This is a genomic window from Methanosarcina siciliae T4/M, assembly GCF_000970085.1.
Taxonomy (GTDB): Archaea; Halobacteriota; Methanosarcinia; order Methanosarcinales; family Methanosarcinaceae; genus Methanosarcina; species Methanosarcina siciliae.
Window position 1 is genome coordinate 2,625,398 of sequence record NZ_CP009506.1, and the last position, 24,876, is coordinate 2,650,273.

At 43.4% G+C, this 24,876-nt stretch carries 24 protein-coding genes; 9 read left to right on the forward strand and 15 right to left on the reverse strand.

Going from position 1 to position 24,876, the window contains the following annotated elements:
• Positions 1-97 precede the first annotated feature (97 nt).
• The 10 genes from MSSIT_RS11180 to MSSIT_RS11220 form a co-directional block, all read right to left on the reverse strand.
• Positions 98-778 carry a heme exporter protein CcmB gene (locus MSSIT_RS11180; RefSeq protein ID WP_048174708.1) on the reverse strand — a complete coding sequence of 227 codons (681 nt, stop codon included), beginning with the start codon at positions 776-778 and terminating at the stop codon, positions 98-100.
• Between the two features lie 139 nt (positions 779-917).
• Positions 918-1,631: an ABC transporter ATP-binding protein gene (locus MSSIT_RS11185; protein WP_048172426.1), complete on the reverse strand. Its 714-nt coding sequence runs from the start codon at positions 1,629-1,631 to the stop codon at positions 918-920.
• A gap of 129 nt (positions 1,632-1,760) precedes the next feature.
• Entirely contained in the window at positions 1,761-2,327 is a 567-nt protein-coding gene (msrA, locus tag MSSIT_RS11190) for a peptide-methionine (S)-S-oxide reductase MsrA (RefSeq protein ID WP_197080261.1), read from the reverse strand.
• 327 nt (positions 2,328-2,654) lie between these two features.
• Positions 2,655-3,215 carry a YbhB/YbcL family Raf kinase inhibitor-like protein gene (locus MSSIT_RS11195; RefSeq protein WP_231589764.1) on the reverse strand — a complete coding sequence of 187 codons (561 nt, stop codon included), beginning with the start codon at positions 3,213-3,215 and terminating at the stop codon, positions 2,655-2,657.
• A gap of 387 nt (positions 3,216-3,602) precedes the next feature.
• On the reverse strand, positions 3,603-3,809 hold the full coding sequence (locus tag MSSIT_RS11200) for a hypothetical protein (RefSeq protein WP_048172428.1): 207 nt from the start codon (positions 3,807-3,809) through the stop codon (positions 3,603-3,605).
• 258 nt (positions 3,810-4,067) lie between these two features.
• Positions 4,068-4,631 carry a DUF362 domain-containing protein gene (locus tag MSSIT_RS11205; RefSeq protein WP_231589765.1) on the reverse strand — a complete coding sequence of 188 codons (564 nt, stop codon included), beginning with the start codon at positions 4,629-4,631 and terminating at the stop codon, positions 4,068-4,070.
• A 2-nt stretch (positions 4,632-4,633) separates the two neighbouring features.
• The gene (locus tag MSSIT_RS24755; RefSeq protein WP_231589766.1) at positions 4,634-4,819 is read right to left on the reverse strand and encodes a hypothetical protein; all 186 of its coding nucleotides are present in this window, start codon (positions 4,817-4,819) and stop codon (positions 4,634-4,636) included.
• Between the two features lie 124 nt (positions 4,820-4,943).
• Positions 4,944-6,143 (reverse strand): potassium channel family protein, encoded by a 1,200-nt coding sequence (locus MSSIT_RS11210; protein ID WP_048172430.1) that lies wholly within the window; start codon positions 6,141-6,143, stop codon positions 4,944-4,946.
• Between the two features lie 151 nt (positions 6,144-6,294).
• Positions 6,295-6,873 (reverse strand): magnesium transporter, encoded by a 579-nt coding sequence (locus tag MSSIT_RS11215; protein WP_187151729.1) that lies wholly within the window; start codon positions 6,871-6,873, stop codon positions 6,295-6,297.
• On the reverse strand, positions 6,870-7,496 hold the full coding sequence (locus MSSIT_RS11220) for a magnesium transporter (protein ID WP_048172432.1): 627 nt from the start codon (positions 7,494-7,496) through the stop codon (positions 6,870-6,872). Before MSSIT_RS11220 ends, MSSIT_RS11215 begins: the two co-directional genes overlap by 4 nt.
• A gap of 1,233 nt (positions 7,497-8,729) precedes the next feature.
• Here MSSIT_RS11220 and MSSIT_RS11225 point away from each other — a divergent pair.
• Positions 8,730-9,545, forward strand: coding sequence for an IS5 family transposase (locus MSSIT_RS11225; RefSeq protein WP_048172434.1), 816 nt, complete (start codon positions 8,730-8,732; stop codon positions 9,543-9,545).
• Between the two features lie 111 nt (positions 9,546-9,656).
• Here MSSIT_RS11225 and MSSIT_RS25320 read toward each other — a convergent pair whose 3' ends face one another.
• Positions 9,657-9,782, reverse strand: a complete 126-nt coding sequence (locus tag MSSIT_RS25320; RefSeq protein WP_261788792.1) for a hypothetical protein — start codon at positions 9,780-9,782, stop codon at positions 9,657-9,659.
• Between the two features lie 444 nt (positions 9,783-10,226).
• On the opposite strand from MSSIT_RS25320, the gene MSSIT_RS11230 reads away from it, so the two are divergent.
• Positions 10,227-10,781: a hypothetical protein gene (locus tag MSSIT_RS11230; RefSeq protein ID WP_231589767.1), complete on the forward strand. Its 555-nt coding sequence runs from the start codon at positions 10,227-10,229 to the stop codon at positions 10,779-10,781.
• A gap of 74 nt (positions 10,782-10,855) precedes the next feature.
• Here the strand turns inward: MSSIT_RS11230 and MSSIT_RS11235 are convergent, their stop codons facing one another.
• Positions 10,856-11,113 (reverse strand): hypothetical protein, encoded by a 258-nt coding sequence (locus MSSIT_RS11235; RefSeq protein ID WP_052721618.1) that lies wholly within the window; start codon positions 11,111-11,113, stop codon positions 10,856-10,858.
• Positions 11,114-11,364: 251 nt separating this feature from the next.
• On the opposite strand from MSSIT_RS11235, the gene MSSIT_RS11240 reads away from it, so the two are divergent.
• A complete protein-coding gene (locus MSSIT_RS11240) occupies positions 11,365-12,204 on the forward strand; it encodes an ion transporter (RefSeq protein WP_048172436.1) in 840 nt (279 codons plus the stop codon).
• A gap of 421 nt (positions 12,205-12,625) precedes the next feature.
• On the opposite strand, the gene MSSIT_RS11245 is transcribed toward MSSIT_RS11240, so the two are convergent.
• A complete protein-coding gene (locus MSSIT_RS11245; protein WP_048174714.1) occupies positions 12,626-13,714 on the reverse strand; it encodes a radical SAM protein in 1,089 nt (362 codons plus the stop codon).
• A gap of 239 nt (positions 13,715-13,953) precedes the next feature.
• Here MSSIT_RS11245 and MSSIT_RS11250 point away from each other — a divergent pair, with 239 nt between their 5' ends.
• The 5 genes from MSSIT_RS11250 to MSSIT_RS11270 all read left to right on the forward strand — a co-directional run bounded on the left by MSSIT_RS11250 (position 13,954) and on the right by MSSIT_RS11270 (position 20,066).
• Entirely contained in the window at positions 13,954-14,760 is an 807-nt protein-coding gene (locus tag MSSIT_RS11250) for an SDH family Clp fold serine proteinase (protein WP_082088967.1), read from the forward strand.
• A 117-nt stretch (positions 14,761-14,877) separates the two neighbouring features.
• Positions 14,878-15,546, forward strand: coding sequence for a class I SAM-dependent methyltransferase (locus tag MSSIT_RS11255; protein ID WP_048172439.1), 669 nt, complete (start codon positions 14,878-14,880; stop codon positions 15,544-15,546).
• An 825-nt stretch (positions 15,547-16,371) separates the two neighbouring features.
• On the forward strand, positions 16,372-16,563 hold the full coding sequence (locus MSSIT_RS11260; RefSeq protein WP_048172441.1) for a hypothetical protein: 192 nt from the start codon (positions 16,372-16,374) through the stop codon (positions 16,561-16,563).
• Positions 16,564-17,152: 589 nt separating this feature from the next.
• The gene (locus MSSIT_RS11265) at positions 17,153-18,043 is read left to right on the forward strand and encodes a thiamine pyrophosphate-dependent enzyme (protein WP_048172443.1); all 891 of its coding nucleotides are present in this window, start codon (positions 17,153-17,155) and stop codon (positions 18,041-18,043) included.
• 592 nt (positions 18,044-18,635) lie between these two features.
• Positions 18,636-20,066 (forward strand): YVTN family beta-propeller repeat protein, encoded by a 1,431-nt coding sequence (locus MSSIT_RS11270; protein WP_048172445.1) that lies wholly within the window; start codon positions 18,636-18,638, stop codon positions 20,064-20,066.
• A 193-nt stretch (positions 20,067-20,259) separates the two neighbouring features.
• On the opposite strand, the gene MSSIT_RS11275 is transcribed toward MSSIT_RS11270, so the two are convergent.
• Both MSSIT_RS11275 and MSSIT_RS11280 read right to left on the reverse strand, forming a co-directional pair.
• Positions 20,260-22,074 carry a DUF790 family protein gene (locus tag MSSIT_RS11275; RefSeq protein WP_231589768.1) on the reverse strand — a complete coding sequence of 605 codons (1,815 nt, stop codon included), beginning with the start codon at positions 22,072-22,074 and terminating at the stop codon, positions 20,260-20,262.
• Positions 22,052-23,497: a DEAD/DEAH box helicase gene (locus MSSIT_RS11280; protein ID WP_048172447.1), complete on the reverse strand. Its 1,446-nt coding sequence runs from the start codon at positions 23,495-23,497 to the stop codon at positions 22,052-22,054. Before MSSIT_RS11280 ends, MSSIT_RS11275 begins: the two co-directional genes overlap by 23 nt.
• Before the next feature lie 702 nt (positions 23,498-24,199).
• Between MSSIT_RS11280 and MSSIT_RS11290 the strand changes: the two genes are divergently transcribed.
• Positions 24,200-24,847 carry an HD domain-containing protein gene (locus MSSIT_RS11290; RefSeq protein ID WP_048172451.1) on the forward strand — a complete coding sequence of 216 codons (648 nt, stop codon included), beginning with the start codon at positions 24,200-24,202 and terminating at the stop codon, positions 24,845-24,847.
• The last annotated feature ends 29 nt before the right edge of the window (positions 24,848-24,876 follow it).

Sequence of the window (24,876 nt, forward strand, 5' to 3'; positions counted from 1 at the left end):
TTAACAAATGTCCAAAAATATGTATCTGTATCGATTCGATTTACTTCTTTATTACTGATTCTATTTATTTTGTTTTTCATTGATTCGATTTAAGCCTTCAGTCCGAAACAACATATTCAAAGACCAGATGCGAGATTACAAAGAACACAAGGTCGTAAACTGCGAGCAGCCTTAGCTCCGGCAGCAGATCTCCGATGCTGTTTCCGGCAAGAACTCCTGCAGTTGCTTCCACCGCAGGGATCAGGACCGGCAGGAGGACCGGCAGGAGAATGACCGGCAGGAGAAGTTCTCTTGTCCGGGTTCCGAGGGTAAGGGCTGAAAGCAGGGTTCCGACTGCGATAAACCCGAAAGTTCCGAGGAAGAGGATTAACAGGAGCAGGAGCAGGGTTCCTGTTCCAAGGCTGTAATTAAACAGGATGATAAAGAAGGGAAGGGTTACGGCTTCCATTAGAAATACAATCGCAAGGTTGGAGAGGATTTTTCCGGTATAAATCGCACCCCGGTCCACAGGGCAGAGCATAAGGGCTTCAAGACAACCGTTTTCAGTTTCCATTACAAAGGTTCTGGAAAGCCCGAGCATTCCGGCAAAGGTGAAAGCAATCCAGAGAACGCCGGGAGCAAGTTTTTCAACCTTTGAGCTATCCCCGAGAAAATCCCCGAAAGAAATGCTGAAGACCACAAGCACCAGAAGCGAGTAAATGAACATAGAGTTAAGCATCTGTTTTGTCCGGAACTCGGCTTTAAGGTCTTTTGCAGCGATATAAAAGCTCCGGATCATTTTAAAACTCCTTTTTTCAATATAATCTGTCAGTCCTATTTTTTTAAATAAATTCAAGCCTGATTTCAATATTTACTTCCATACCTGCATTTTTCAGTTTTTGTATTTATTTGCTTTTTTGTTTTCTTAACTTTCAGGCTCATGTGAACATAAAGCCACATTTTTCTCTAAATTCCTGAAACCCTGAGAAATTTTCCTTAACGCCATCATATACAAATTTTCCTTTATTCAGGATCAGAAGCCTGTCACAGAGGGCAAAGCCCCGTTCAAGGTCGTGGGAAACCATCAGTTTTGTGCTCCCCTGAAATTCAGAACTTTTGAGGAGCTTTTCAAAAACAAGGGAGGCCCCGGGATCAAGCCCTGTATAGGGTTCGTCCAGAAGGAGGATGGAGGGTCTGTGAAGCAGGGCTCTTGCAATGGAAAGCCGCTGTTTCATGCCTCTTGAAAAGGTGCTTACCCTTTCGTCCGCTTTTCTTACAAGCCCCGTATCCTTTAAAAGCTGTGATATCCTTTTTTCGAGTTCCTGACTCTCGATTCCATACATTTTCCCGAAAAAATGCAGGTTTTCTTTTGCGGTAAGTTCTCCGTAGAGGTAGGAATCATGGGAAAGCATCCCTATTTCTTTGCGGACCTTTTCAGGCTCTTCACTTACGTTAAAGCCGGACACGAAAACAGAACCTCCGGTAGGTTCGAGCAGGGTTGAGATCAGCTTCAAAAAGGTGGTCTTTCCAGCCCCGTTAGGACCAAAAATAACCGCAAACTCGCCTTTTTTAATGTCAAGGTCAAGGGCTTTCAGGACAGGAGTTTTCCCGAAAACTTTTGATAGTTCCCTTATGGAGACCGCGTTTTCCATCGGAACTACTTTGAGAATCCCTCTAAATTAATCTTTTTATATGGTATGTACTTCAAGCTGCAGTTCTGCTATACTGGATTGCGGCTCCGGATCAGGTCTTTTTCCGCCCCTATTCCCTGTCTCCAGCACTTACTTTTTAAAACTCCTGAGTATATTCTGTAAAAATCCTTTTTTTTCAAAGTACTGCTGGTGATAGTCTTCGGCCATATAGAACTCAGAAACCGGCAAAATCTCGGTCACAATGGGATTTTTGAAAACTCCCGCCCTCTCAAGTTCTTCTTTTGAGGTGAGAGCAGCAGCTTTTTGCTCTTCGTTGTGGTAAAAAATCACGGACCTGTACTGCTTTCCAACATCTGGGCCCTGCCTGTCCTTTGTGGTCGGGTCATGGATCTTCCAGAAAACATCCAGCAAATCCCTATACGACACGACTTTCGGGTCAAAAATAACCCTTACAGCTTCTGCATGCCCTGTATCAAGGGTACAAACCTGTTCGTAAGTAGGCTTTTCAAAGTGCCCTCCGCTGTAGCCAACCGCAGTTGCGACCACACCTTTTACCTGCCGGAAAACCTCTTCAATTCCCCAGAAACAGCCTGCAGCAAAGGTTGCTTTTTCCAGGCTTTCTCCGGGGCTTTCAAGTATGTCCGTACTCTCTTCTGCTGTTGCGTTTTTCTGTTCGGCTTTTTCATTTCTTTCCACTATCTTCCCCCATCGATCTTCAAGGAAACCGGGTCGTCTTATGATCCGAATTCAGGTCTACTTTATGATTCGGATTCAGGTCTACTTTATGATTCGGATTCAGGTCTACTTTATGATTCGGATTCAGGTCTACTTTATGATTCGGATTCAGGTCTACTTTATGATTCGGATTCAGGTCTCCCGTATGACCCGGATATATCTGATATCTATAATCAAGAAGCCTGAATAATAAAAGTATATCGTATTCGGGATAAGATATCGGATAAGATATCGGATTAGAGCCTTGATAAATTTGATTTCTTGCCAGATTTTTCAGGTCTGGTCAGGTCAGGATTTACCGTATTTACCCATCAGTTCCCCTTCGCCGATGATGTGCCCTATCATTTCGCTTTCAAGTTCCTTTCTTCCGGCTCCCGTTTTGAGTTCAAGCTGCCTGTCCAGTGCGTAAACCCTGAAGTAGTACCTGTGTGTGCCTGAGGAAGGGCACGGCCCTCCATAGCCGATCTTCCTGAAGTTATTAATTCCCTCAATCCCCGGGATGCTGTCTTCCTCTATCTTTGCCACTGGCTCAATATTCCAGATGATCCAGTGGGTAAACGGATTCATGGGAGAATCAGGATCGTCCATGATCAGCACCAGACTTTCAGTTTCTTCAGGAATGTTTGCAAATTCCAGAGGCGGATTTATGTTCTCCCCATCGCATGTGTATTTTCGGGGGATAGCACTGTTAGATTCAAACTCGCTGCTAAAAACCTTTATAATCTGGATGTCCATATTCTCGTCCCCATTGCCGGCATAGAAAGTCTCTGATTGTTCATCTGCAGATACTTCGGTTTGGTCATTTTTTATACATCCCGAAATCGGGAGCACTCCTGCGAGCAGGAACACTAAAAAACTGCTCCGGCTTTTCTCTTCATGTACAGCACCAGTCCCTGCGCTCAGAGAAAATTACTAACACTATAATATTAAATCTAAAGAGATATAATCTTAAGGATCTTATAACAGAGCTCAACTTAAAACTGAAATCCCGCATTCCGAAAGAATTCGAAATCCGGACTTAAGCCTGGAGTTTTAAAAAGCTTCTTAAAAAAAGCTTAAATTTACCGGACTTTCCTTCTTAAAAGTTTATCCACTTTACTTTGTTGGGTTCCCGAGCCGCTCCCAGGAATTAACATCTCCGGTAACCTGAAAACTCAGGTTTTAAAAATTAATGCAACTCAGGATCCCTTCCGTAAAGCTGTTGAGTGTTGGGCAAAGCTTTGAAGGGTAGATTCTTCAATCTTCAACTTCAAGAGCCTGAATTATATCGTTTACCGTAGCCTCTCCTTTACCTACGCGCCTTACAAGCGGATAGATAAAAGAGCAGTCATCAATCGCTGCCCAGCGAGCTTCTCCTACGCGTCTGATAACATCGTTCATAACTTTGCCACATTCGTCGCAGTATCTTGCATCGCTCTCTGTTCCACATATTTCGCAATTCATAGATATTACCCCACTAACTATGGGGCTGTCGAAAATAAATAAATTTTGGTGATGTGTGTGCATAGCTATACAGCCATTGAAAAACGGGAGCTGAAATATATTGGACTGAAATATATTGAACCGAAATTTATGAACTGATCCATTAAAGATGCAAGAACCTTTTCTATTAAGGCTGTAAGGCAACGGGCAGTTCAGGAAAGGTTAACAATAATTTAAAGGTTAACAATAATTTCATTCATCTCTTCTATCCCGGAGCTTTTAATTGTGATTTCTTCTTTGCTGCCCACACCTAATCCCAGTTAAATAGCCCTTCTGATCTGCGACTGAGCCCAGACCGATTTCACCTGTATCCTGGGAACCGTGCCCAAGGTTTTCAGAAGAACAAGTCCTGACAACATCGTTTGCAATCACATCCGGGCTTCCAAGGGCAATTCCAGATCCCCTCAGAGTTCCTACGTTCGAGACCTTGGTCACAAAACACTTGGTAGCATCCGGGATGTAAAAATCAGGCTTAGACACGAGGTTGGATTCAGCAATCATATACCCAAAGAGTATATCCATCCCCTGCCCATGGGAAAACTGCCTCCTGTCCCTTTCTGAGGTTATGCTGATCCGGGACTTAACCCCCATAGTAAAGGTTGCAGTCCAGTGAGTCTTGATTGCCGGAAGAACAATCATGTAATCTATCGGCTCCACGTGTTCGCATTTCATGTGGTCAAATTTCAGGATTTCATCAACTGCCTCTGCCTCCGCAACCTGCCAGAGCCCCAATTTTTTGAGCACCTCTTCAGTATCCATCGAGCTCATCGACTTTTCAGCCACAATTATTTTTCCGGGATTGTACTTTTTAACTTCCCAAATAGCGCACCCCTCAACACTTTCGGGTTTGTCAAACCATGGGCAGGGTCCGCAGTATTTGCGTTCGGCTTGGTTAATACAGTTTCTCCTTCCTTGATCCCAAGCCCGCCTGCAAGTTCCACAGCTGTCCTGACGGATTCAAGGGTATCCATATTTCTCGAAAATCCAACAGGTACTATATCAAACTCCAGAGAGTAATTATAGCCCGAGGTATAAAAATAAGAAATAAAATAAAAAACGAAGAAGAAAGAAGAAGAGAGACCCGAAATTCGGGTTTTACTGGCGCAACTTGCACTCACACATCTCTATGAGTGCCCCCTCTCCTATTCTTGAACCGCGAGCAATAAGCATGTCTCCTGCCTGGACAATGGTGTTGCCTTTGGGGGCATAGACCCAGCGTTCAGCTCTCTTGATTGCCATTACATGTAGCCCGGTTTCGGTTTCAAGTTTCAGTTCCGAGAAGGTCTTGCCAACGATTGGAGAGCATTTCTCGACCTGGAGCCTTGTGATAACTTCTTCGGAGTTCCGCACTGCGAGGGTAATGATCGGGTGGAGTTCGATGTCCCTGAGGACAGTATCTGCAATCCCGTAGGCAGCGTCTGAAATTGCTTCAGAGGCGCTGGCAAGGTGCAGGATCCCCCTGAGGATGTTTACGTCTTCAACGTGTTTTGCAGTTTCAAGTACCCAGTGCTGGAGTTCGTATTTCATGGAATCCATCTCGGACTCAAGGGCACTTACCTCATATGCGATATCTTCGTTATCGAAAAGGATAGCAGAGTACGCAAGCCCTACAGAGAGCTCGGACATGTTTTTCATGTCCACTATTATATCAACGGCATGTTCAAGGTCCTTTAAGCCCTTATCATGCTCGATTTCCCTCGGGACAAATTTCGTTGTCGTTGCCATTTCAAAGAAGAGCGGTACCCCTTCGTCGTGCCCTCTGGCGATCAGTACATCCCCCTGACGGAGACGGGTTTCCTTATCAGGGTCGTAAATCCAGTCTTCACTTCTGCGGATTGCAATTACCCACATCCCGGTCTCGATATCAAGCTCGATATCTCCAAGAGTGCGCCCGGTCATTACAGATTCTGCAGCAACGGTTGCCCTGACAATGGTTTCTTCTGCTTCCCTGAGGGCTACCTTCAGCTCCATAGGGATGCCCATGTTCATAAGAACAATCTTAGCAATGTCGCCTGCTGCATTTGCTATGTTCTCCGAGGACGCAGCAACCTTCAGAACTCCCAGGAGTTCTTCAGCCTCATCAACCCTGCGGGTGCTTAACATTGCAGCCATTTTCATATGATAGTCGAGGGTATCCATTTTATCTTCAAGGTTAAGCACCTCTTCTGCGATGTCCTCATCATCATAGACCATCGCAGAATACGCCAGGTCTACCATGAGTTCGGAAGTATCCTTCATCTCAGTCAAAAGGTCTATAAGATTCCTTGGACTGTATCTGAATTCTTTAGGGAACATGGTCTCTGTATCAACTCTACCTTATTGTTGGTGTATACGAGGTATATACCTCATAGTAATTATTGATTTTTGAATTATTCCGAATTAGCCTGCTTGATAAATTAAATAAAAATGTTCTGAATAGAAGTTGGACTATTAAGTTGCATCCCATTTATATAATCTCCAGCAAATGCAGAGCCATGAAGATACCCATAACTCCCACAAGGTCTCCAAGACTTGCTATTAGAGGTATGACCGTGTCGTCGGGATCTATCCCGAAGCGGTGAGATGCAAACGCAATGGCAACCGTTGCAGAGTATACAACTACAAGTTCTATAACAACTGCGATAAGGCTGATTTCCAGAAGGGTGAGGAAGGGCATGCCATAGCCCATAAAATGGCTTGCAAGAAAGACCAGCACACTTACGGAAATCGAAGAAACAAAGCCCACGATTGAGGCAGCAATGACACTGTTGTGCACGACAGGGTTCCTGTAAATCCGGTCTCCAAGCCCCATATGAAAAGCCGAGGATAATCTCGCTCCCAGCATGCTGCCTGTATCTCCTCCTATCTTGATAAGGGCCGGGATAAGGATAAGGATCGCAGGCATGGAAAGCAGGCTTGTTTCTCTGGTGTTAAGGACCTGCCCTACAATGATACCTATTACGCAGGTGATCGAAAGCACGGGAAGCCCGCGCTTGACAATTCCCCGTACGGTGTAATAGCTGGTCTGTTTCCCGGCTTTTCTCAAAGCATCACCACCAGTTTTGCCGAGAGGAAAAGCATGAACATTGAAACTATATCCCCGATAGTTGCAATCGAAGGCGTAACGACATTATCGGGGTCAAAGCCGAACCTGAACATACCTATGGCAAGCAGGACCGCAACAAAAGAGAGGATTACTCCGGAAGTAAGGGCGGAAATCACACAGATGAGGATAAGCTTAAAGGCTCCCGCACTTTCAAAACCCAGGGCAAGGGTGACAAAATGCCCTAAAAACCCGAGAAAGATAGCCATTAAAAAACCCAGGAGTAAGGACCCTGAAATATTATTTGTCAGCTCGGGGTTGTTCCTGTCGATGGAAGTGATAAGCCCCATGTGGATTGCACTGCCGAGCCTTGAGCCGAGGGTCGAGGAAATGTTTCCGCGCAGCCCGAGCACGCCCGGATAAATAACAATCAGGCCGGGGATCATCTCAAGTTCGCTGGTCATTCCGGAAAAAATGATCCCTGCAATAACTCCTCCTACAGTCGCAAGAAGTTCGAAAGGCAGCGCCTCACGTACAATTGACGAAACACTCGCGTATTCGCTGAGATACCTGTCTATAAACTGGGATTCGAAGATATCCTCTTCCCTGTGCGACTCGGAGGGCATGCGACTGTATATACGCTGATAATATTAAAATAATAGCCAACTCTTGAAAATTGAGTTTGTGAAAAATCTTTCTATTTCAAGTCTGTATAAAATAATAGAAAAAACTCAACCTTAGTTATTGAAGGTGGCAATTTACCTGATATTACGAAAAATAAGGTCGGATAAATCCCAATCTTATATTTCACCAAATTTTGAAGTTGTTGTCGTTTTTGCCTTCACTTTGTAATCAATAGAGCAGTTCAGGGAAAAATTTCTGAATTTCCAATGGGACAAAGTTTTGATGTAATGAAGTTGGGTGGGTTTTTGGGCAAGCCCTGTAACTGTGTAAAGTGGAGTGATTTACTGGTTGTCTGGGGAAAGCAGGGATGAAAACCAGTCTTCGTGCGATTTCCTTACCACGGATCTGTGAGGCTTTCACAAATATAATTAAAAATGAACCCATGTCATGCTATTTTTGTTATTATATAATTGCCTGAATGCGAATGGATGGATGCTTAGATATATAGTTTCTGACCACGGTCTTTAACAATCAACGTTCGGGGAAAATGGCAGGCTCAAAATGAGTATGAAAGGTAGATTGTTAAAGGGGATGGTCAGAAAACTTATAAGGAGTGAGATAAGAGGAATTTATGGAGTTAAAAAGTACTTTCCGGTAGCTCCAACTCCATAATGAATGTCCTAAGAGGCAGTGATTATTTTAGCTGTGTGTCTATTTAATCTTGCCTGATTCTGCCTCCTGGGTGCTAAATAGGACAAATTAGACTAAAATAAGTAATAAAAGGATTTGTTAGTCATGGAAAAATTAGTTAAGGCTGTTATAGGCTTCATAGTATCATGCTTTTTGATTTTTGTTATTTTAATGATATTACTGTATAGGTAGTGTTGTTGGGTCTATTTCCTAACCTTGAACCCCAAAACATCCTAATGTACATTATTACGTTTGTGGACTGACTGGATCACTCATACACGATGTCACAGGCTCTTTTGAGGGATTCATACCCATCTAATGCCGGTCTGTAAATGCGTGAGACGGTTTGGACATCGTGGACGCTGACGGAGGTGAGGTGTAAGCATGCAAACCGCAAAGGTCGATGACGAGTGCATTGAGCTGTATGATTTATGTTTAGAAGCTGATCGCAGCTCATACTAACTGCCGGATCGCAAAAAATATAGAGGACAACTAAGAGCCTATCCGAAAAATATATGAATTCCGATTCAGGGTAATATTTTGTAGTGACAAAACGAAAAACGGGACACGACTACGAGATCTCTGATGAATTGTGGACTATAATAACAGCTTTACTGCCATTGCCCAAACCTAAAAAGAAAGCTGGAAGGCCGCGAGAGGATGATCGGAAAATAATGAATGGCATTTTCTACCTCCTTCGTACAGGTTGCCAATGGAAAGCGTTGCCAAGATGTTATGGAGCTCCAAGCACTGTACATGATCGATTTCAGGAATGGCAAAGATCAGGCTTATTTGATAAAATGTGGCAATCAGGTCTGATGGATTATGATAAGGAAGAAGGGCTAGAGTGGGAGTGGCAAGCTATTGATGGAGCTATGACAAAAGCACCATTGGGTGGAGCTGGAACAGGAGCAAATCCTACTGATCGTGGCAAAAAAGGTACAAAAAGAAGTCTGTTAACAGACGGTAAAGGCATACCGCTTTCTGTTGTCGTGGATGGAGCTAATCGTCACGATAAAATGCTTGTGAAAGGAACGTTTGATGCCATTATTATTGAAAGACCTTCGCATAAAGTAACTCAGAATATCTGCATGGATAAAGGATATGATTTTCCTGATATCAGACAATTGGTAGATGATTACGGATATACTGCTCATATCAGGAAACGTGGAGAAGAAAACATCAGAAGAGATATACCAGGTTACAGGGCAAGAAGGTGGGTCGTGGAAAGGACACATTCTTGGCTGAATAGATTCAGAAGGCTGCTGATTAGATGGGAAAAGAAGATTGAGAATTATCTAGCAATGCTACATTTCGCATGCGCATGGATAACTTTCAGAGCAGCAGGACTTTTCGGATAGGCTCTAAATTGAGGTTGAAGCTAAAATGAAAGAAATTGTAAACAAAGAAATTAATTCAGTCAAACCAAGAATTTATCAGTAAGGATGGAATTTATAATGAAAAAAATCAAGTTATGGAATATTATTTATTGCTTGCTTTGCTTTTTTTTTAATTTTTAATTCTTTTTTCGTGATTGTACCTGCTGATTTTTCAACTATTATAGGAGTGATTGTTGGAACTTTTATTGAATCTCTCATCGTGTACTTAATCATAATCGTGGTTATATATATCCTAAATCGTTGCAACGGATTATCTTAGAGACGGTCTTAATATTCAAGCTATTTTTATAAATAAATATGGATGCAAAGCAAGGCAGGCACCCGCTTCAGTCTGCTTGACCCTGATTAAAAAAGGTGTGTTGATACGCGTGCCATGTGCACATGTATACGTCTTATGTCCGCATACGTATAATATCATAATATATGGACAAATAAAGTTAATACTGTGACTTAGTAAGTTGTCAAATTTATGTTTAATTTGGATCCTTTCTCAAGAGTTGAATCCGGTGGCTAAATATGAGGACTCGTTACGAAATAATTGTACTATTACTAATTATTTCTGCTGTGTTGTTGTCTACGTGGTGGCAAGACCAGAAGCAGAGGATGTATGATAGGAGTCTCAGGAGTAGTTATGATTATGATGTGGTATTGACTACAGATTCTACTTTGAACAACGTGACTCTTTACATACCACTTCCAGTTATAAATGACACATCATACGTGGGTATGGATATCATAGAGCAGCACTTCAATAACCATGATCCTTCATGGGAATACTCTATAGTGGACACGGAACACGGACTCATGGTTTCTATGAAAAATAAGAAGGCAAGAAGTATAGATCTTAGTACTATGGTATTATCTGACCAACCCATAGACACAATGAACCCTCTGAACAATGAAATGATCCTTATACCCAAATATAATCTCACGCAAAATGTCAACGCCAGCGGAGTTTATTCACGGACTTCGGAGCAATTTGATTATGACAGCAAGATGTATGCCTATTATGATGCCCCCTCGAATGCAAACGTTAGCATTTCCATCTACCTGAACGGACGTAATGAATGGTGGATCGGAGGATGGCAATATAATAGCTATTGGGAAACTATGGAAGTTATGTTGTCTGGGTCTCAGGATGGATGGACAACAGTAAGTGGTCAGCTTGTTACAGGAGAAGGAACGTACGATATATAATATGAAACGTCACCTGTTTTAGCAGGCGACTTCCTGATTCATTACCTGTTATATCCTAATTAATCCTAATATTTTTACTTGCAGAATTTGATCTCTAAGAAAAAGGTCAAATTAACTCTGGTTTGAAAGATAGAGTTTTTTAAAATCACTATATGTGAATTCATATTTTCATAACTTTCATCTATTGCTCGTTCTAAACAAGGAATTATATCATCATAAAGATGCCATTTTGTAATATCCAAATATTTCATTTTTATTTGACCTGCAATTTCAGTTGATAATATCTCATTAATCCCTAATTCATGTATTATTTTTGAGAAATGCAACGTCATATAATCCCACCATTGAATGCCACCAAAAAATTCTTCATGGGATAATAATAACAATTTTTATGTTCTATTGCCAGCTAATTACAGGCCAAAAACATGAGGCATTTAACTGTAATATTGGCTACTGCAAGAAAATACTTATTACTTTTTGAAACATAGGTTAACATAACTTTTTTGTAAGATGCTGCATCATAAGCACATCTTCGAAAATTCGGATTATGTATCAAACTTTTCTGTGTGGGTGGATATTAACAATGTCTGGTTCCGTAAAAGATAATTCGCAAAATAAGCCACCTGAGAATAACTGGCGAAATACATTATATACAATAATATTTGAAGCCGATACCCCCGCAGGCAAGCTTTTTGATGAAGTCCTGATCCTCACTATCCTGCTGAGTGTTATTGTTGTTATGCTTGACAGCGTCAGCAGGGTCGCGGCTGTATATGGCGGTTTATTCTACATTCTGGAATGGATTTTCACGATCCTTTTCACTGTAGAGTATCTCCTGCGCCTGATCTGTGTTGGCCGCCCTCTCCGATATGCTACCAGTTTCTTTGGGATCATCGACCTGCTGGCAATTCTCCCCACATATCTCAGCCTGCTGCTGCCTGGAAGCCGCTATCTGCTGGTGATCCGAAGCTTACGGTTACTCAGGATCTTCAGAGTGCTCAAACTTGTCCAGTATATTGGCGAAGCTGATCTATTAATGAGAGCCTTAAGTGCAAGCCGGCGAAAAATAACCCTGTTTCTGTTCACGGTTTTGAACCTGGTGGTGATACTTGGCTCCCTTATGTACGTAATTGAAGGGGCAGAAAGCGGATTTACCAGTATCCCGAGAAGCGTCTACTGGGCAATCATAACCCTCACAACCGTAGGCTACGGGGACATAGTCCCTGTGACCAATCTTGGGCAGGCACTGGCGTCAGTAATTATGATCATCGGTTACAGTATTATAGCGGTCCCGACAGGGATTGTGACTTCTGAGATCACCTTTGCAAGCAAAAACCTAAACGGCAGAGTATGCCAGAATTGCAGTTTCGAGGGGCATGACAGCGATGCTAAATTCTGCAAGCGCTGCGGGGCAGAATTGTAAGATGTCTTTGGGCAGAACCACTCCCGAATCAGGCAGAATTTAAGTTCTATCGTGGCCCGTGAAAATTCATCATAAGTGGCCTCTAAATGGCAATAAATTACTTGAATTACGATTATTCAGGCGAATAATATCTTGCGCCGTTAGTACATCATCCCTGTGTCAGCATCGTTCTCCTGCCCGGGAAACCCTTATTTCTCCATACCTCAGGACCGAACCTGTCCCTATGGGAAGTAATCGGTTCGTTCGGCTTCAAGCCCGGTTTCGTCAATCATTAGGGAAGTGCTGCCCATGTGGTCGGAGAGGTACCACTCCATGCTTTCGGATGTTTCTTTGGCTACGCATTCGTCTTCGAGGAAAAAGTAACTGGTAGCATGCCGTTGTAGATCTAATTATTTTGAAGCTTGACAAAGCAGCATAACACTCATATCAGCAAATCCTCAATCCCTGCCCCTCTCACGATATCAATCGCATCTGTCTGTTCTTCCAGGGTCAGATGCCTTCCGAGGTCCGGGTATTCCATTGCCCGGTAGCAGGGCCTGTACTGGAACATCAGGTTGAACCTGGTATGCGGGGTGTGTTCTGAGACCCATTCGGCAATCGGCCTTGTGCAGCACTCGATATGGCCTGGGAGGGCGAGGTGGCGGAGGAGGATTTCGGCTGTTTCGTAGGCGAACTCGAAGTTGGGCCGGACGACTTCCAGGTAGTTTTTCACCTTTGAAAATTTCAGGGCACAGGCGTTGTTGCCGTATTTGAAATCTCCGAGGTAGACATCCACCACGCCTTCCAGGATTTCGGCGATTTCTTTTGAGTGGTACATGTTTGAATTCCAGATAACCGGCGTATTTGACGACATTTCCCGCACGATTTTCAGGACAGTATGTGGGTGCGGGGCAGGGGTTACGAAGTTTACGTTTTTTGCCCCGTGCAGCCTTCGGAAGTCAACAAGCTTTGCGAGTTTTCGGGGATCGATTTCGGTTCCGCTTTCCGGGCATGTGGAGATGTCCCAGTTCTGGCAGTAGACGCAGGCAAAGACGCAGCCGGTAAAAAAGATCGTGTGGGAGGGGACAAGTTCGGGCTCCTCTCCCATGTGCAGGAACTCCGAAGCATAGCGTGAAACATCAGTCAGCCGGCAGAAACCCTTCTCACCCTCTTTCCTGTTAATCTCGCAACGGCGTTCACAGCAGGTGCAGTTTTCAAGCATCCTGTCTACGATTGCAACCTTAAGGTCAAGGAGGGAGGGGCTGGCTTTCGGGATCTCAAGGAAGCTTTGGGTATACAGCCTCAACCTGTCCAAAATGTCCGGGTAGGCAAGGGCCTCCACGGCTTCGAGATCAAGACCTGCCCGCAATTTCCTGTATTCTTCGATGCCTGCCTTATGGATATCCCGGAGTTTTTCAAGTTCTGTCTGCGGGTCGAATTCGACTCCAATCCTCTCTGTAATCCTTGAGAGGGCAGGCATTTCATTTCCCTGCACCATTCTATAGCGTTTCAGGTACTTCGGGGCAGCCATATGGGAATATTCGTCTGCATTGGTTATAGGTTTATGGTAACTGTTCCGGTTTTTACTTCTATCCTTTTCGTCCAATTCAAAATGGGCTAATAATTAATAGATTGCAGGACAATGTTAATAATTAAGCACGTGGGGTTGAATCGCACATTCTGGTTAGCTTTAGCGGTGCCCACAGGAAGTTTAAGGGGGAAGTTTTTCTGGCTACCGTTGATGTTTCGACAATCAGTTTCTGGGATTTAATGTCTCTTTTTTTCATACTTTTCTTCCTGTACGCGGTAGTCTACCCGCAGTCTCAACTCAAAAGAATTCGGATGCAGCGTCTGGCAAAAATAAAAGCTATGGAAAAAAACCATGCTTATAAAGTGCTTACGATGATTCACAGGCGAGAAGCGATCTCTCTTTTCGGAATGCCTGTTTACCAGTATATAGACGAAGAGGATGCCGAGCAGATTTTGCGCTGGATAAGACAGTACAAAGACTACCCTCTTGAACTCATCCTGCACACCCCCGGAGGCCAGCTCCATGCCAGCATTCAGATTTCCCGTGCCCTCAGGAAGCATCCCAAAAAGACCCGGGTTATTATCCCCCATTACTCAATGTCAGGAGGTACAATTATTGCCCTTGCAGCTGACGAAATCGTGATGGATAAGGATGCAGTTATAGGGCCAATCGAGCCGCAGATCGGAGATTTCCTGCACGGTACTTATCCTGCTCCTTCCTGGATCTATGCTGCAGAAATGAAGAAAGAAAAAGCAGATGACACCACTCTTGTAATGAGCGATATCTCCAGAAAAGCCCTCAAGCTTACCCGGAATGTCGCAAAAGAGCTTCTTGGAGGCAAGGTAGATGCAGGGCCTGAAGGAAAAAGCAGACTCGATGACGTGGTTGAAAAGCTGGTAAGTGGAGAAATGATCCACAGCGCTCCCCTCTCATCCGCAGAGGCTAAAGAACTGGGGCTTCCCGTAAGCACGGATTTTCCCGGAGATGTGCACGAGTTCATGAAACTCTTCCGGCCTGTGAAAAGGAATGTGGAATACGTGGAATAAAGTCCCCTTCAGTGGAATAAACTTTCATCTAAGGTAAGTAAGGGCAGGAACTGGAAGAAAGACAGAAACCGGAAGAGTACAGGGGCTGTAAAAAGGACAGGACTGGAAGGTTCTTGAATGGAAGTAAGCAGAGTTACTCGCTCAAAAAAGGCAGCTAAAAGCAGTTATGACCGGTTGGGCAAATGGTATGATTTATTTGTCAGCCCCTTTGAGGGAGAGTTTATAGATACCGGACTTCAGAAGGTGCAGGCTGCTCCCGGAGAAGTAATACTTGAAATCGGCTTCGGAACAGGTCAGAGTATCCTCAAACTCGCCCAAGCAGTCGGAAATTCCGGAAAAGTCTACGGAATTGATATCTCAGAAAAAATGTGTGAAATAACCCGCTTAAAAGTAGAAAAAGCAGGGTTTTCAAAATGGGTGCAGCTGATAAATGGGGACGCCCTTAGTCTCCCGTTTTCGGATTCTTCCTTTAACGCAATTTTTATGAGCTTCACACTTGAGCTTTTTGACACTCCTGAGATCCCTCTGGTTTTGAAGGAATGCCAGCGAGTGCTTAAAAAAGACGGAAGACTCTGTGTTGTAGCCATGAAACAGAACTATGATCCCACTCCAATGTTGAAGCTCTATGAATGGGCCCACAGAAACTTTCCGAATTATGTTGACTGCAGGCCCATTTTTGTCAGGGAAATGCTGGAAGAAGCCAGTTTTCATATTCTGGATACAGCCGAGTTTAGCAGCTGGGAGCTCCCAGTCGAAGTTGTTGTTTGCAGAAATGTGAAAAAATGACTAGTTTAAGCAGCCAGGCGGGAAGAGTATCTGTAAAGAGAGTGTGGAAAGGGAGTGTATCTGTAAAGAGAGTGTATCCGGAAAGAGGGAGTAGCTGAAAATACTGGCTTGGAAACTCACCGAGCAATATTCCGAATTCGAATACTTATTTTTGAAATTTACATCTCTAGTCTCCGAATTGTAAATTATTTTATCTTGAATATGAAAATTTATTGAGTTTTCTCAGAACTTTTCCCCATATTTTATTAACATTTTTTTAAAATAGTAAAGCTGTCTACTAATTCATATTTTTTACTACAATTTAAATTTAAATAATTAATTATATTTAAATATTTTGCCTAATTATATCTTAAATTATGCCTTTTGATCTCTTTTTTATACAGAATAAGTATTTATACGATTATAACGGTTATACTATTGGTAAAATATAATACCATTAGACAACAAGAGCTCCATGGTTGCTGGGGGGCAACATTTCATTTCAGACATGAAGGAAATTTCAAATTATGTTGTGGCTTTCACAGCATGTACTGGATAAAATGGGAAGGGTAAGAGGGTAATGGTCACATAATTCCTGCCTGTCCGTGGTTGGAAGGGATCTTTGTATTTCCGATTGAATCCACGAAAAACAGGGTTTGAATTAGACCTGAGTAACTAAAAAACAGTGTCAAGATGAAAAACAGTTGTATGAAGGAAAAAAGTGTCGGGATTACAAAATTGTAGTGGGCTATAAAAAATGTGGGTTATAAAAAATTGGATTAAGAAAAAGCGGGATTGAGAAAAAGTTGAAATCAATACAAAATAAACTTTAGGGAGTGGTGTTTGATGGCTCTTTCTAACCTGACTGAAGCTGAAAAAACTATCTTGATGGATGAAACCGTCACCGATTTAAAACATTCTTTGGAAACTGTCATTAAAAATATACTTATAGAGTACGAGTCGGACCTTGAGTCCAATCTTAACGTTTCGAAAGTTGAGGTAAACTTCATCGTAAAAATGGATGGAATCGAGGTCTGACGTTTATTTAATTACAGAAGACAAATGGATAGGTTTTTCGTGAAGAGAGTCGGAATACTTTCAAATAATTTTACTTACCTCGGGATTCAGGGCCAAAAATGCCTTTATCTTGGAGGCGCAGACAGTATAATAGATTAAATGGATTCATAGATTAAATGGATTCCATCCGGCTTTTCTTCCTGTTCTTTTAATCTGCGAAAGAATCGCTTTTTTCTAACCTTTTATTGTATCGTAATCACTACAGGTGATGTTATTCTTTACTTTCCGGTATCGTGTCGATGTTTCACACATTAATAAGTTTACCTTTTTGTATTGTCCCTGATGCTTCTGGAATTTTCCTCTAATATCCAGTCAATATTATATATGGATGGAAATTATATACTTGGTGGGGAAAATATCAGGTACCTGGATATGGCATTCGAGAGATGGCATCTGGAAGACCTGATAGAATTGCATATCTGACAGGATTGCAGGGTCGAATAACTCAAATCAGTTCAATTAACAGCAGTTTTCCTGATGATTGATTAATTAAAACTGTAATGTCCTGAATCATGCTTAAAAGCTATCCGGACTTGGAGGAGGAATTGCTATGAGTAAAACCGCACCGAAAACCCATATTACATCCGGGCACAGTGCCTGCCCGGGTTGCTGTGATATTTTTGCTGCAAAATTTACACTTATGGGAGCTGGTCCCAACTGCATTATCGTCAACCCGACTGGCTGTCTGGAAGTCACATCCACACCTTACCCGAAATCTGCCTGGCAGGTTCCCTGGATCCATTCTCTTTTTGAAAACGGAGGTGCAGTGGCTTCAGGGGTTGAAGCAGGCTTAAAAGCCCTTGGCAAAAAGAACGATATCAAGGTCATCGTTATCGCAGGCGATGGCGCTACAATGGATATAGGAGTCCGGTCTATCTCGGGTGCTTTTGAGCGGGGTCATGACTTTACTTACATCTGTATGGACAATGAAGCCTACATGAACACCGGAGTGCAGAGAAGTTCCGGGACTCCTTTTGATGCCAGCACCACAACAAGCCCTCCCGGAAAATTCTCCTTCGGAAACCCGCTTCCAAAAAAGAACATGCCTGCCATCATGGCAGCTCACGGCTCTCCTTACGTAGCTACGACCACAATCGGCTACCCAAGAGATATGATGCGTAAAGTCAAGAAAGCAACCGAAATCGTGGGCCCTACTTACGTCCACGCCCACGCCCCCTGTACTACGGGCTGGGGTTTTGATACCTCCAAAACCCTGGAAGTTGCAAGGCTTGCAGCCGAGACCTGCCTCTGGCCTTTGTACGAGATGGAAAACGGACACATAACGCAGGTCAGGAAGATTAAAAGCCCAAGACCTGTTGAAGAATACCTTAGAGCCCAAAAAAGGTTCAGGCACCTTTTTACTATGGAAGGCGGCGAAGAAGAAATTAAGAAGATCCAGGCTATGGCGGACTGGAACATCGAATATTACGGACTTCAGTGAAAACTAAAGTTCTACTTTTTGAGTTCCTGTTTCTCAACTACAATGTTTAGCATATTGAAAATTACCTGCAGTTTTTCACCAATTCTTAATTTTACTCTTATATTTTATATTAAAAGTTAAATTCTTTATTAGAATACCATATTTTGTCTTTTATACCAAATAATCATTTGCAGTAGACGTAATTATATAAATATTCTGACCATGGTCTCTAACAATCAGTTATGAGAGAATAATTACGGCTTCAAAATGAGTGTTAAGAACTACAGTTTGATGATCCGGAGAGAAAACTTATAAGGAGTTCGCAAAAAAAACTTTATGGAGTTCAGGTATGTTTTCCAACGTTGTCCGATACTCCATAAGAGATGTAATAAGAGGCACAATTAGGCAAGCTTTGTGTGTATATAAGTTAAAAATCCCTCAGAGGAGTTCGATAAACTTCTGGTTTCAACGGTTGCTTATGAACCTATAACAACCAGCCAAAGATTGAGGTTTATCGAAACCTCTTTGTTTATAAAGTGCTGGTATGAACAAAATATAAGGGTGAGTCGCTGATGTCGTTACTTTTTCATAAGTTCATAAGTTGGGATTTAAAATGGAAGAAATAACATGTAATAAAACATATCAAGAGCATACTCTCATAAAAGTTTTGGGAATAACTTCACTTACGATTTTAATATTCGCTGGTGTAGCAGGCGCGGCTTCATTTGCATATGTGACAACTATGGGAGATTATGATCAGAGAGGTTATTATTACGATATGAATTATAATGGTACTGTTCCTACTCCTGATGTCGCTGTAATTGACACAGCAACTAACAATGTTACAGCCAGAGTGCCTCTCGGCGGAGGATGGCCTGTAGGAGTTGCAGTCAACCCTGCAGGAACAAAGATATATGTGGTGGACTCGCCTTCCGACTCCACTGTCTATGTAATTGACACGGCCACAAATAAGGTTAGTGCCAAAGTAAATTTAGGAAGTAGTTATCCTGCAAGAATCACATTTAACCCTGCAGGAACAAGAGTTTATGTAACGAAACAGCATGACTACACTGACATCTTTGTAATTAATCCAGCGACAAACACTTTAATGGCACCGGTTATTGTGGGGCCGAGTACTTATAGTATTGCATTTACCCCGGATGGAAAAAAAATCTATGCTGCAAATTGTAACAACAACACTATCTATGTAATTGATGCGGCTACAAACGAAGTTACAGCCAATATATCTGTAGGAGACAGTCCTTATGAACTTGTAGTCACACCGGACGGAAAAAAGATATACGTACCTAACTATGGCAGCAACACTGTCTCTGTAATTGACACAGCCACGGATAATGTAATAGCCACTGTGCCTGTAGGAAACTCACCCAATCTTGTTGCAGTCACTTCTGATGGAAATAAAGTATATGTAGCTAACAATAACACTGTTTCCGTAATTGACACAGATACGAATAATGTAATAGCCACTATACCTGTAGGAACTTCTTCTCGTAAAATTGTAATCAACCCGGATGGAAATAGGGTATATGTAGTGAACTTTGATAGCAATAGCGTCTCTGTAATTGACACGACCACAGATAATGTAATAGCCAACGTGCCTGTTGGAGAACAACCTATGGGAATTGCAGTCACACCGGATGGAAATAAAGTATATGTGACAAACTCCAGAAGCAGCAATGTCTCTGTAATTGACACAGCCACAGATACTGTTGCTGCTACGGTAAATGCAGGAATCCTTCCTACCGGAGTTGTAATAGTACCTCTTACAGATTCTGATATGACTGCCCAAAGCACAGGGACAAACTCCAATGTAACTGAAGATGTCGGAACTGGAAAAACTAATTTATCATCTGAAGGACAAAATGCTGTCGACTTCAATAATTTAAAAAATAATAATTCAGAATCTGGTAGCTGTAGTAGCTCAGGTAGAAATGAATCGAGCAAAAATAACTCAATTCCAGGCTTCGGATTATTGGGAAGCCTGATCTGTCTGTGTGGGAGGTGGAAGTCCAGGAAAATATGATATGGAACCCGGATAAATCTGGCTTTCTTTCCTTTTTGGTTTCTTCTGTAATGAACTGTAAGGTTTTTTCTAATATGATGATAAAAAATACCTTATAATTTATATCTGCCTAAAAAATAATATGTCCGATTTTTTATAATGTAACCGGACTATTTTAAGATAGAAGAAGCGAAATAATTTTGAAATAAAACCTTCATTTTCGAACTTTTTTGACTTTAGCGTCCTCTTCACTCAACCCTGCCCAGCTAACTTTATATCCGAGTTCTTCCAGCACGGGATAATAGAGGCTGCTGTCAAGCCCGAAGCCTTCAAAGACTTTTACCGCATCCGCATATGTCTCCACAACCCCGGATTTTTCAAGCTCCTTATCTATTTTCTCAAGCAGTTGTTTGTGGATTACAAAGTTTTCGAGGAGTACATAGTCCCTGTACTTCTCCGGTTCTTCGGACTCTTCTCCTGTACCGGCTTCTTCAGTTTCCTTTGATTTTTTAAGCCTGGCTGCAATCACTTCTTTTAAAGCATCGAGCAGGACTCCTTTTTCAGTTGCTATTTCAGCAAGGCTTATCAGTTCCCCGGAAAGCGGAATTTCCATCTCCTGAAGTATTGATTTCTCTTCACGAAGTTTCTTTTCCTCGTATTTCCGAAGCACCTTCATGACTTCGTTTGCCGGGATCTTTTTATCAAAGAAAATTACTTCCTGGGCAGGGAAGTCTTTTTCGGAACATTTCAGTTTTCTGTCAATCAGGAGAATAAGGGGTTCCTTCACTTCTTTGAGTTTTTCAACTTTCTTTTCAAGGTATTCCGGAGTCCAGAAGCCTACGATTTCCAGATATACCTTCAAACTATTTCTCTGTAGAGAAAAGTCCGGGACAAAAGCGTGTTTTCCCGCCTTGAGAATTGTGGGTTCCCGTTTTGCCTTCCAGCTCCCCAGACTAAGGCTGCCGAATGCCTGTTCAAGTGTACTGTCATAACTTGCTTCTTCGGCGGCTATTTCCTGAATCCCGGCTTCCTCTTCTGCAAGCCCGATCCCACCTTCTTCTCCGATTTCACTTTCTTCCTTGATTCCACCTTCTCCTCCTATTCCGCTTTTTTTTCCGGCTCTGTATCTTTCCCGGGTTTCCTCAAGTTGAAGTCCGGAATAGAGGGCTTCCGAATATCGAACTGCTTCGGATGAAGGTTTAAAAGCTGCTTCCGAGCTGTCGAGGGTAAACTCAAGGATTCGCTTCCCCTGGTAACCTTTGTGGAGAATGCCTGCTTTCAGGCTCCAGCCTTTTGTTCGCAGGAGAGTTGGAAAAAGTTTTGCAAAGGAATTCCCGTACCTTTCCGACATCCGGAAAAGGGAAGCTGGCCCTTCAAGCCGGAGGTGGACAGCCTTTAGCTCTTCAGTTTCTTCTTTTTCACCGGTTTCCTCTTCAGCGTCCTCCAGGGAATACATAAGCCCGGACCTGAGGATCTTCCAGAGGACTTTCTGGAAATCACCTGTTATCCAGATATCCAGGTCAACAGCGCGGAAAAGAAGGGTCTGGGTCAGGGAGATGTTATACTGCCTGAGGAGCTCAGCCGGGGAAAGTGTATCGAATTCTTTAAGGACCTGGTTTTTTTCAAGGTCGGCCCAGAGGGATTTTTCAAGCTCCGGGGCTGAAATCGAAAGCTTTTTCGCAGCTTTTTGGAGTGCCTCTTTTCTTTCGGCAGGAGAAAGTGCCATCCCTCGACAGGCCTCAAAAACCGCTTCCCTGGCTCCGGAAGGGTCAACAGCCGAAGAGGTTTCAACCACAGCCCGCCGGCCAAGAAGCTGGGAAAGTCCCCTGATGAAACGGTAATTCATCTCTTCATATCCTTCAAGTTCGGACAGCAGGTCCCCGTATGTTTTTCCCACATGCTGTTCGAAAGTCTCTATAAGGAGTTCTGCAAGTTCCAGGTTTTCGGAATCAAAGGCTGCATATTCCGGCTTTATTTTTCCCTTTGAAATGCGGGTTACAAGCAGGTCAGAGGTGAGCAGAAGAATCACCTCCCGGACTTTTCTTTTTCGGGATTCCGGTATAGTCTTTAGCTTTGGAAGTTCTTTTTCCGGAGGAAAGTGCTTCTTTTCTCCGTCTTGCAGTCCCGGTTTCGGTAGTTTCCCCAGCTATGATTTCGTAGAGAACGGCTTCTTTTCCTTCTTTTTTCCTGAGGATCCTGCCCAGGCGCTGGACGTAGGCTCTTTTGCTTCCGGTCCCGCTTACAATGATTCCAACGTTTGCTTCAGGGACGTCAATTCCTTCGTCAAGCACTTTTGAAGTAACAACTGCCCTGTAGCTTCCTGCCCTGAACTTTTCAAGGATGGAGTTCCTTTCTTTTGCCGGGGTCCTGTAGGTGATTGCAGGGATAAAGAACGCATTGGAAATCCGGTGTACCAGTCGGTTGTGTTCCGTAAAGATAAACACCCTGTCTTCCCTGTGCTGCTCCAGGATCTCCCGCAGTTTCTTGATTTTTGAGTCGCTGTTGAAAGCAAGGTCTCTTGCTGCATTTCTTGCAAGGAGGGCTCTTCTGGCTTCAGGGTTCCTGCCACTTTTCATTACCAGTTTCTGAAAGTCCCGAGCTCCTCTCATCAGCATTCCGGTTTTTCGGAGATATTCAAGGAATACGACATAGTTTCGATCGTATTCTTTCTGTTCCTCCTTGGTGAGGGTTACGGCAAACCTCCTTATCGTGTAAGGGGCAAGGTGTCCGCCAGCAAGTTCCGAGACCTTTTTCTCGTAGACCTTTCCCCCCACAAGCCGGTTGAGTTCCGTATGCAGCCCGTCTTCCCTTTCGTAAGTGGCTGTGAGCCCCATCCTGCACGGGGCTGCGGAAAACTCGGCAATGCTCCTGTACCCGGCTGCAGGCAGGTGGTGTACTTCGTCAAAAACAAGGAGGCCAAACCTGTTTCCCAGAGTTTCGGCATGGATATAGGCAGAGTCATATGTGGAAACGGTTATGGGAAGGATTCTTTTCTCGCCTCCCCCAAGCTTTCCTATTTCCATGGAAAAGGCTGCTTCAAGCTGGGTTTTCCACTGTTCGAGCAGGTCAAGAGTCGGGACAACAACAAGGGAAGGCGTGTTGCACCCGGCAATTGCCCTGATGCCCACAAGGGTCTTTCCGCTTCCTGTCGGCAAGACCAGAACTCCCCATTTTTCGTTTTCACTCCACGCGATAAGGGCTTCGGCCTGATAGTCCCGGAGCTTCAGCTTCTTTCCCGAAGCCTCATAGGCTGCTGCAAGATCCGGACAGGGAAGCAGGTCAAGGACAGCATCTTCAAAGTCAATGTCGGATTCTTTCAGGTAGTTGACAATATCCCTGTAATACAGAGCAGGAGCCCGAAAGCTTCCGCTCCTTTCGTCCCAGATTGAATTCGGGACCCTTACATTGCCCTTTATGAGAAGAGTTCCCTGCTTGAAGCTGATTTTGATCATTGTTAACTAAGAGTCGGGACATGATATATAATGATTAAGTTATCCGCAGGCTCAGGATGGAGTTATTACACGAGTTAATTTTTTATCTTTTCTGTTCGGAAAAGGAATTTCTCATTTTTCTCTCCCGTGCCTTCCGGGACCCTGGCCGTTCCATCAGGTAAGACAAAAATAATCTGCAAACCAGTGCCGCAATTGAGAGAGGCAATATACTGAAGAAACGTCTACAGATCGAAGGAACAGGTTCCTTAGCCCCAGAAACTGGTTTTCAAAGAACAGGTAAACATTAGTACTTCCGCCAGCTTGTCTGGCGGCCCTGCCCAAAACGCAGAAAGAAAATTGAGACTAAAGAAGGAACTTGAAAACAAGTATTTTATAGAGAGTTTAAGTTCTATTTACATCCTGATAGATTTACAGCCTGTAGGGAATTTGGTTATTTTCACTCTTATTTTTGTTTTTTCAATTTTTAGTGACGACCGATCTCCTGGGTCGAGCGGAACAAGAACGACTCAGTATAGGGAATATAGTTGTAAGGATCAGATAAAACATAATTTAGTCCGCTTGAGCGCAGCGAAACGGACAGCGTACTCCCGAGGCGCAATTCGGGCGAGGCGCAATTCGGGCGAGGCGAAACTCGGGAAACTGAGAAATAACTTCAGTTCGATTTTCAATAGTAGGAAGGAAATTAAATGAAGGGAATTTTGAATGAGCTCTAATTTCAAATCCGAGGGGAAGAACGGGTTCGAAAATGATACCCTGCCCGAACCCATGTCCCTTGAAGACCTTTTTCATAAATATGGAATTGAACGTAGCCATGCCGATAATGTGGCCCGGAATGCACTCGAACTTTTTGAGATCCTTGCTCCTATCCACGGGCTAGGTCCCGAGTACCGGACATTAGTGGAAATGGCTGCTCTTGTGCATGATACCGGGGTAGTTACTGACCTTGAGAACCACCATAGGGCAGGGAGAGATATCCTGCTTCGGCACCCGCCTGCCGAATTGCCTGAAAGGTTGTGGCCGGTTGTTGCCTGGACGGCTTTTCTGCATAAAAAGAGAGTTGGAAAAGAAAAGGTTGCAAAACTTAAGGGAAAAGCTTTCGGGAAAATGCCCGAAGACCTGCAGGACGTCACCTTGAAAGTGGCTGCTCTCATCCGGCTTGCCGATGCCCTTGATTACAGCCGAATGGAAAGCAGGCTCGGGGAGGCTACTTTCAAAGGCCGGAAGGTCAAGTTTGAAATAATAGGGCAGGGAGCCGAAATTGATGCGGAAAGGATGTACAAAAAGGGGGATCTCTGGTCTTTGCTCTATGATACGGAAATTGAGTTCAAGCCGCAATCGAAAAAATCATGAAGTTTAAATCAAAAAACTATATTTTTATG

What these genes read in the sequence shown, in the direction of transcription:
- MSSIT_RS11250 (WP_082088967.1), top strand. Translation starts at nt 13,954, where the DNA reads ATGTCTCTTTTTTTCATACTTTTCTTCCTGTACGCGGTAGTCTACCCG.
- MSSIT_RS11245 (WP_048174714.1), bottom strand. Translation starts at nt 13,714, where the DNA reads ATGGCTGCCCCGAAGTACCTGAAACGCTATAGAATGGTGCAGGGAAAT.
- MSSIT_RS11270 (WP_048172445.1), top strand. Translation starts at nt 18,636, where the DNA reads ATGGAAGAAATAACATGTAATAAAACATATCAAGAGCATACTCTCATA.
- MSSIT_RS25320 (WP_261788792.1), bottom strand. Translation starts at nt 9,782, where the DNA reads ATGAGAGATTCAATAAAAGTTCCAACAATCACTCCTATAATAGTTGAA.
- MSSIT_RS11260 (WP_048172441.1), top strand. Translation starts at nt 16,372, where the DNA reads ATGGCTCTTTCTAACCTGACTGAAGCTGAAAAAACTATCTTGATGGAT.
- MSSIT_RS11180 (WP_048174708.1), bottom strand. Translation starts at nt 778, where the DNA reads ATGATCCGGAGCTTTTATATCGCTGCAAAAGACCTTAAAGCCGAGTTC.
- MSSIT_RS11265 (WP_048172443.1), top strand. Translation starts at nt 17,153, where the DNA reads ATGAGTAAAACCGCACCGAAAACCCATATTACATCCGGGCACAGTGCC.
- MSSIT_RS11235 (WP_052721618.1), bottom strand. Translation starts at nt 11,113, where the DNA reads ATGACGTTGCATTTCTCAAAAATAATACATGAATTAGGGATTAATGAG.
- MSSIT_RS11255 (WP_048172439.1), top strand. Translation starts at nt 14,878, where the DNA reads ATGGAAGTAAGCAGAGTTACTCGCTCAAAAAAGGCAGCTAAAAGCAGT.
- MSSIT_RS11290 (WP_048172451.1), top strand. Translation starts at nt 24,200, where the DNA reads ATGAGCTCTAATTTCAAATCCGAGGGGAAGAACGGGTTCGAAAATGAT.
- MSSIT_RS11280 (WP_048172447.1), bottom strand. Translation starts at nt 23,497, where the DNA reads ATGATCAAAATCAGCTTCAAGCAGGGAACTCTTCTCATAAAGGGCAAT.
- MSSIT_RS11220 (WP_048172432.1), bottom strand. Translation starts at nt 7,496, where the DNA reads ATGCCCTCCGAGTCGCACAGGGAAGAGGATATCTTCGAATCCCAGTTT.
- MSSIT_RS11210 (WP_048172430.1), bottom strand. Translation starts at nt 6,143, where the DNA reads ATGTTCCCTAAAGAATTCAGATACAGTCCAAGGAATCTTATAGACCTT.
- MSSIT_RS11200 (WP_048172428.1), bottom strand. Translation starts at nt 3,809, where the DNA reads ATGAATTGCGAAATATGTGGAACAGAGAGCGATGCAAGATACTGCGAC.
- MSSIT_RS24755 (WP_231589766.1), bottom strand. Translation starts at nt 4,819, where the DNA reads ATGGATACCCTTGAATCCGTCAGGACAGCTGTGGAACTTGCAGGCGGG.
- MSSIT_RS11185 (WP_048172426.1), bottom strand. Translation starts at nt 1,631, where the DNA reads ATGGAAAACGCGGTCTCCATAAGGGAACTATCAAAAGTTTTCGGGAAA.
- MSSIT_RS11240 (WP_048172436.1), top strand. Translation starts at nt 11,365, where the DNA reads ATGTCTGGTTCCGTAAAAGATAATTCGCAAAATAAGCCACCTGAGAAT.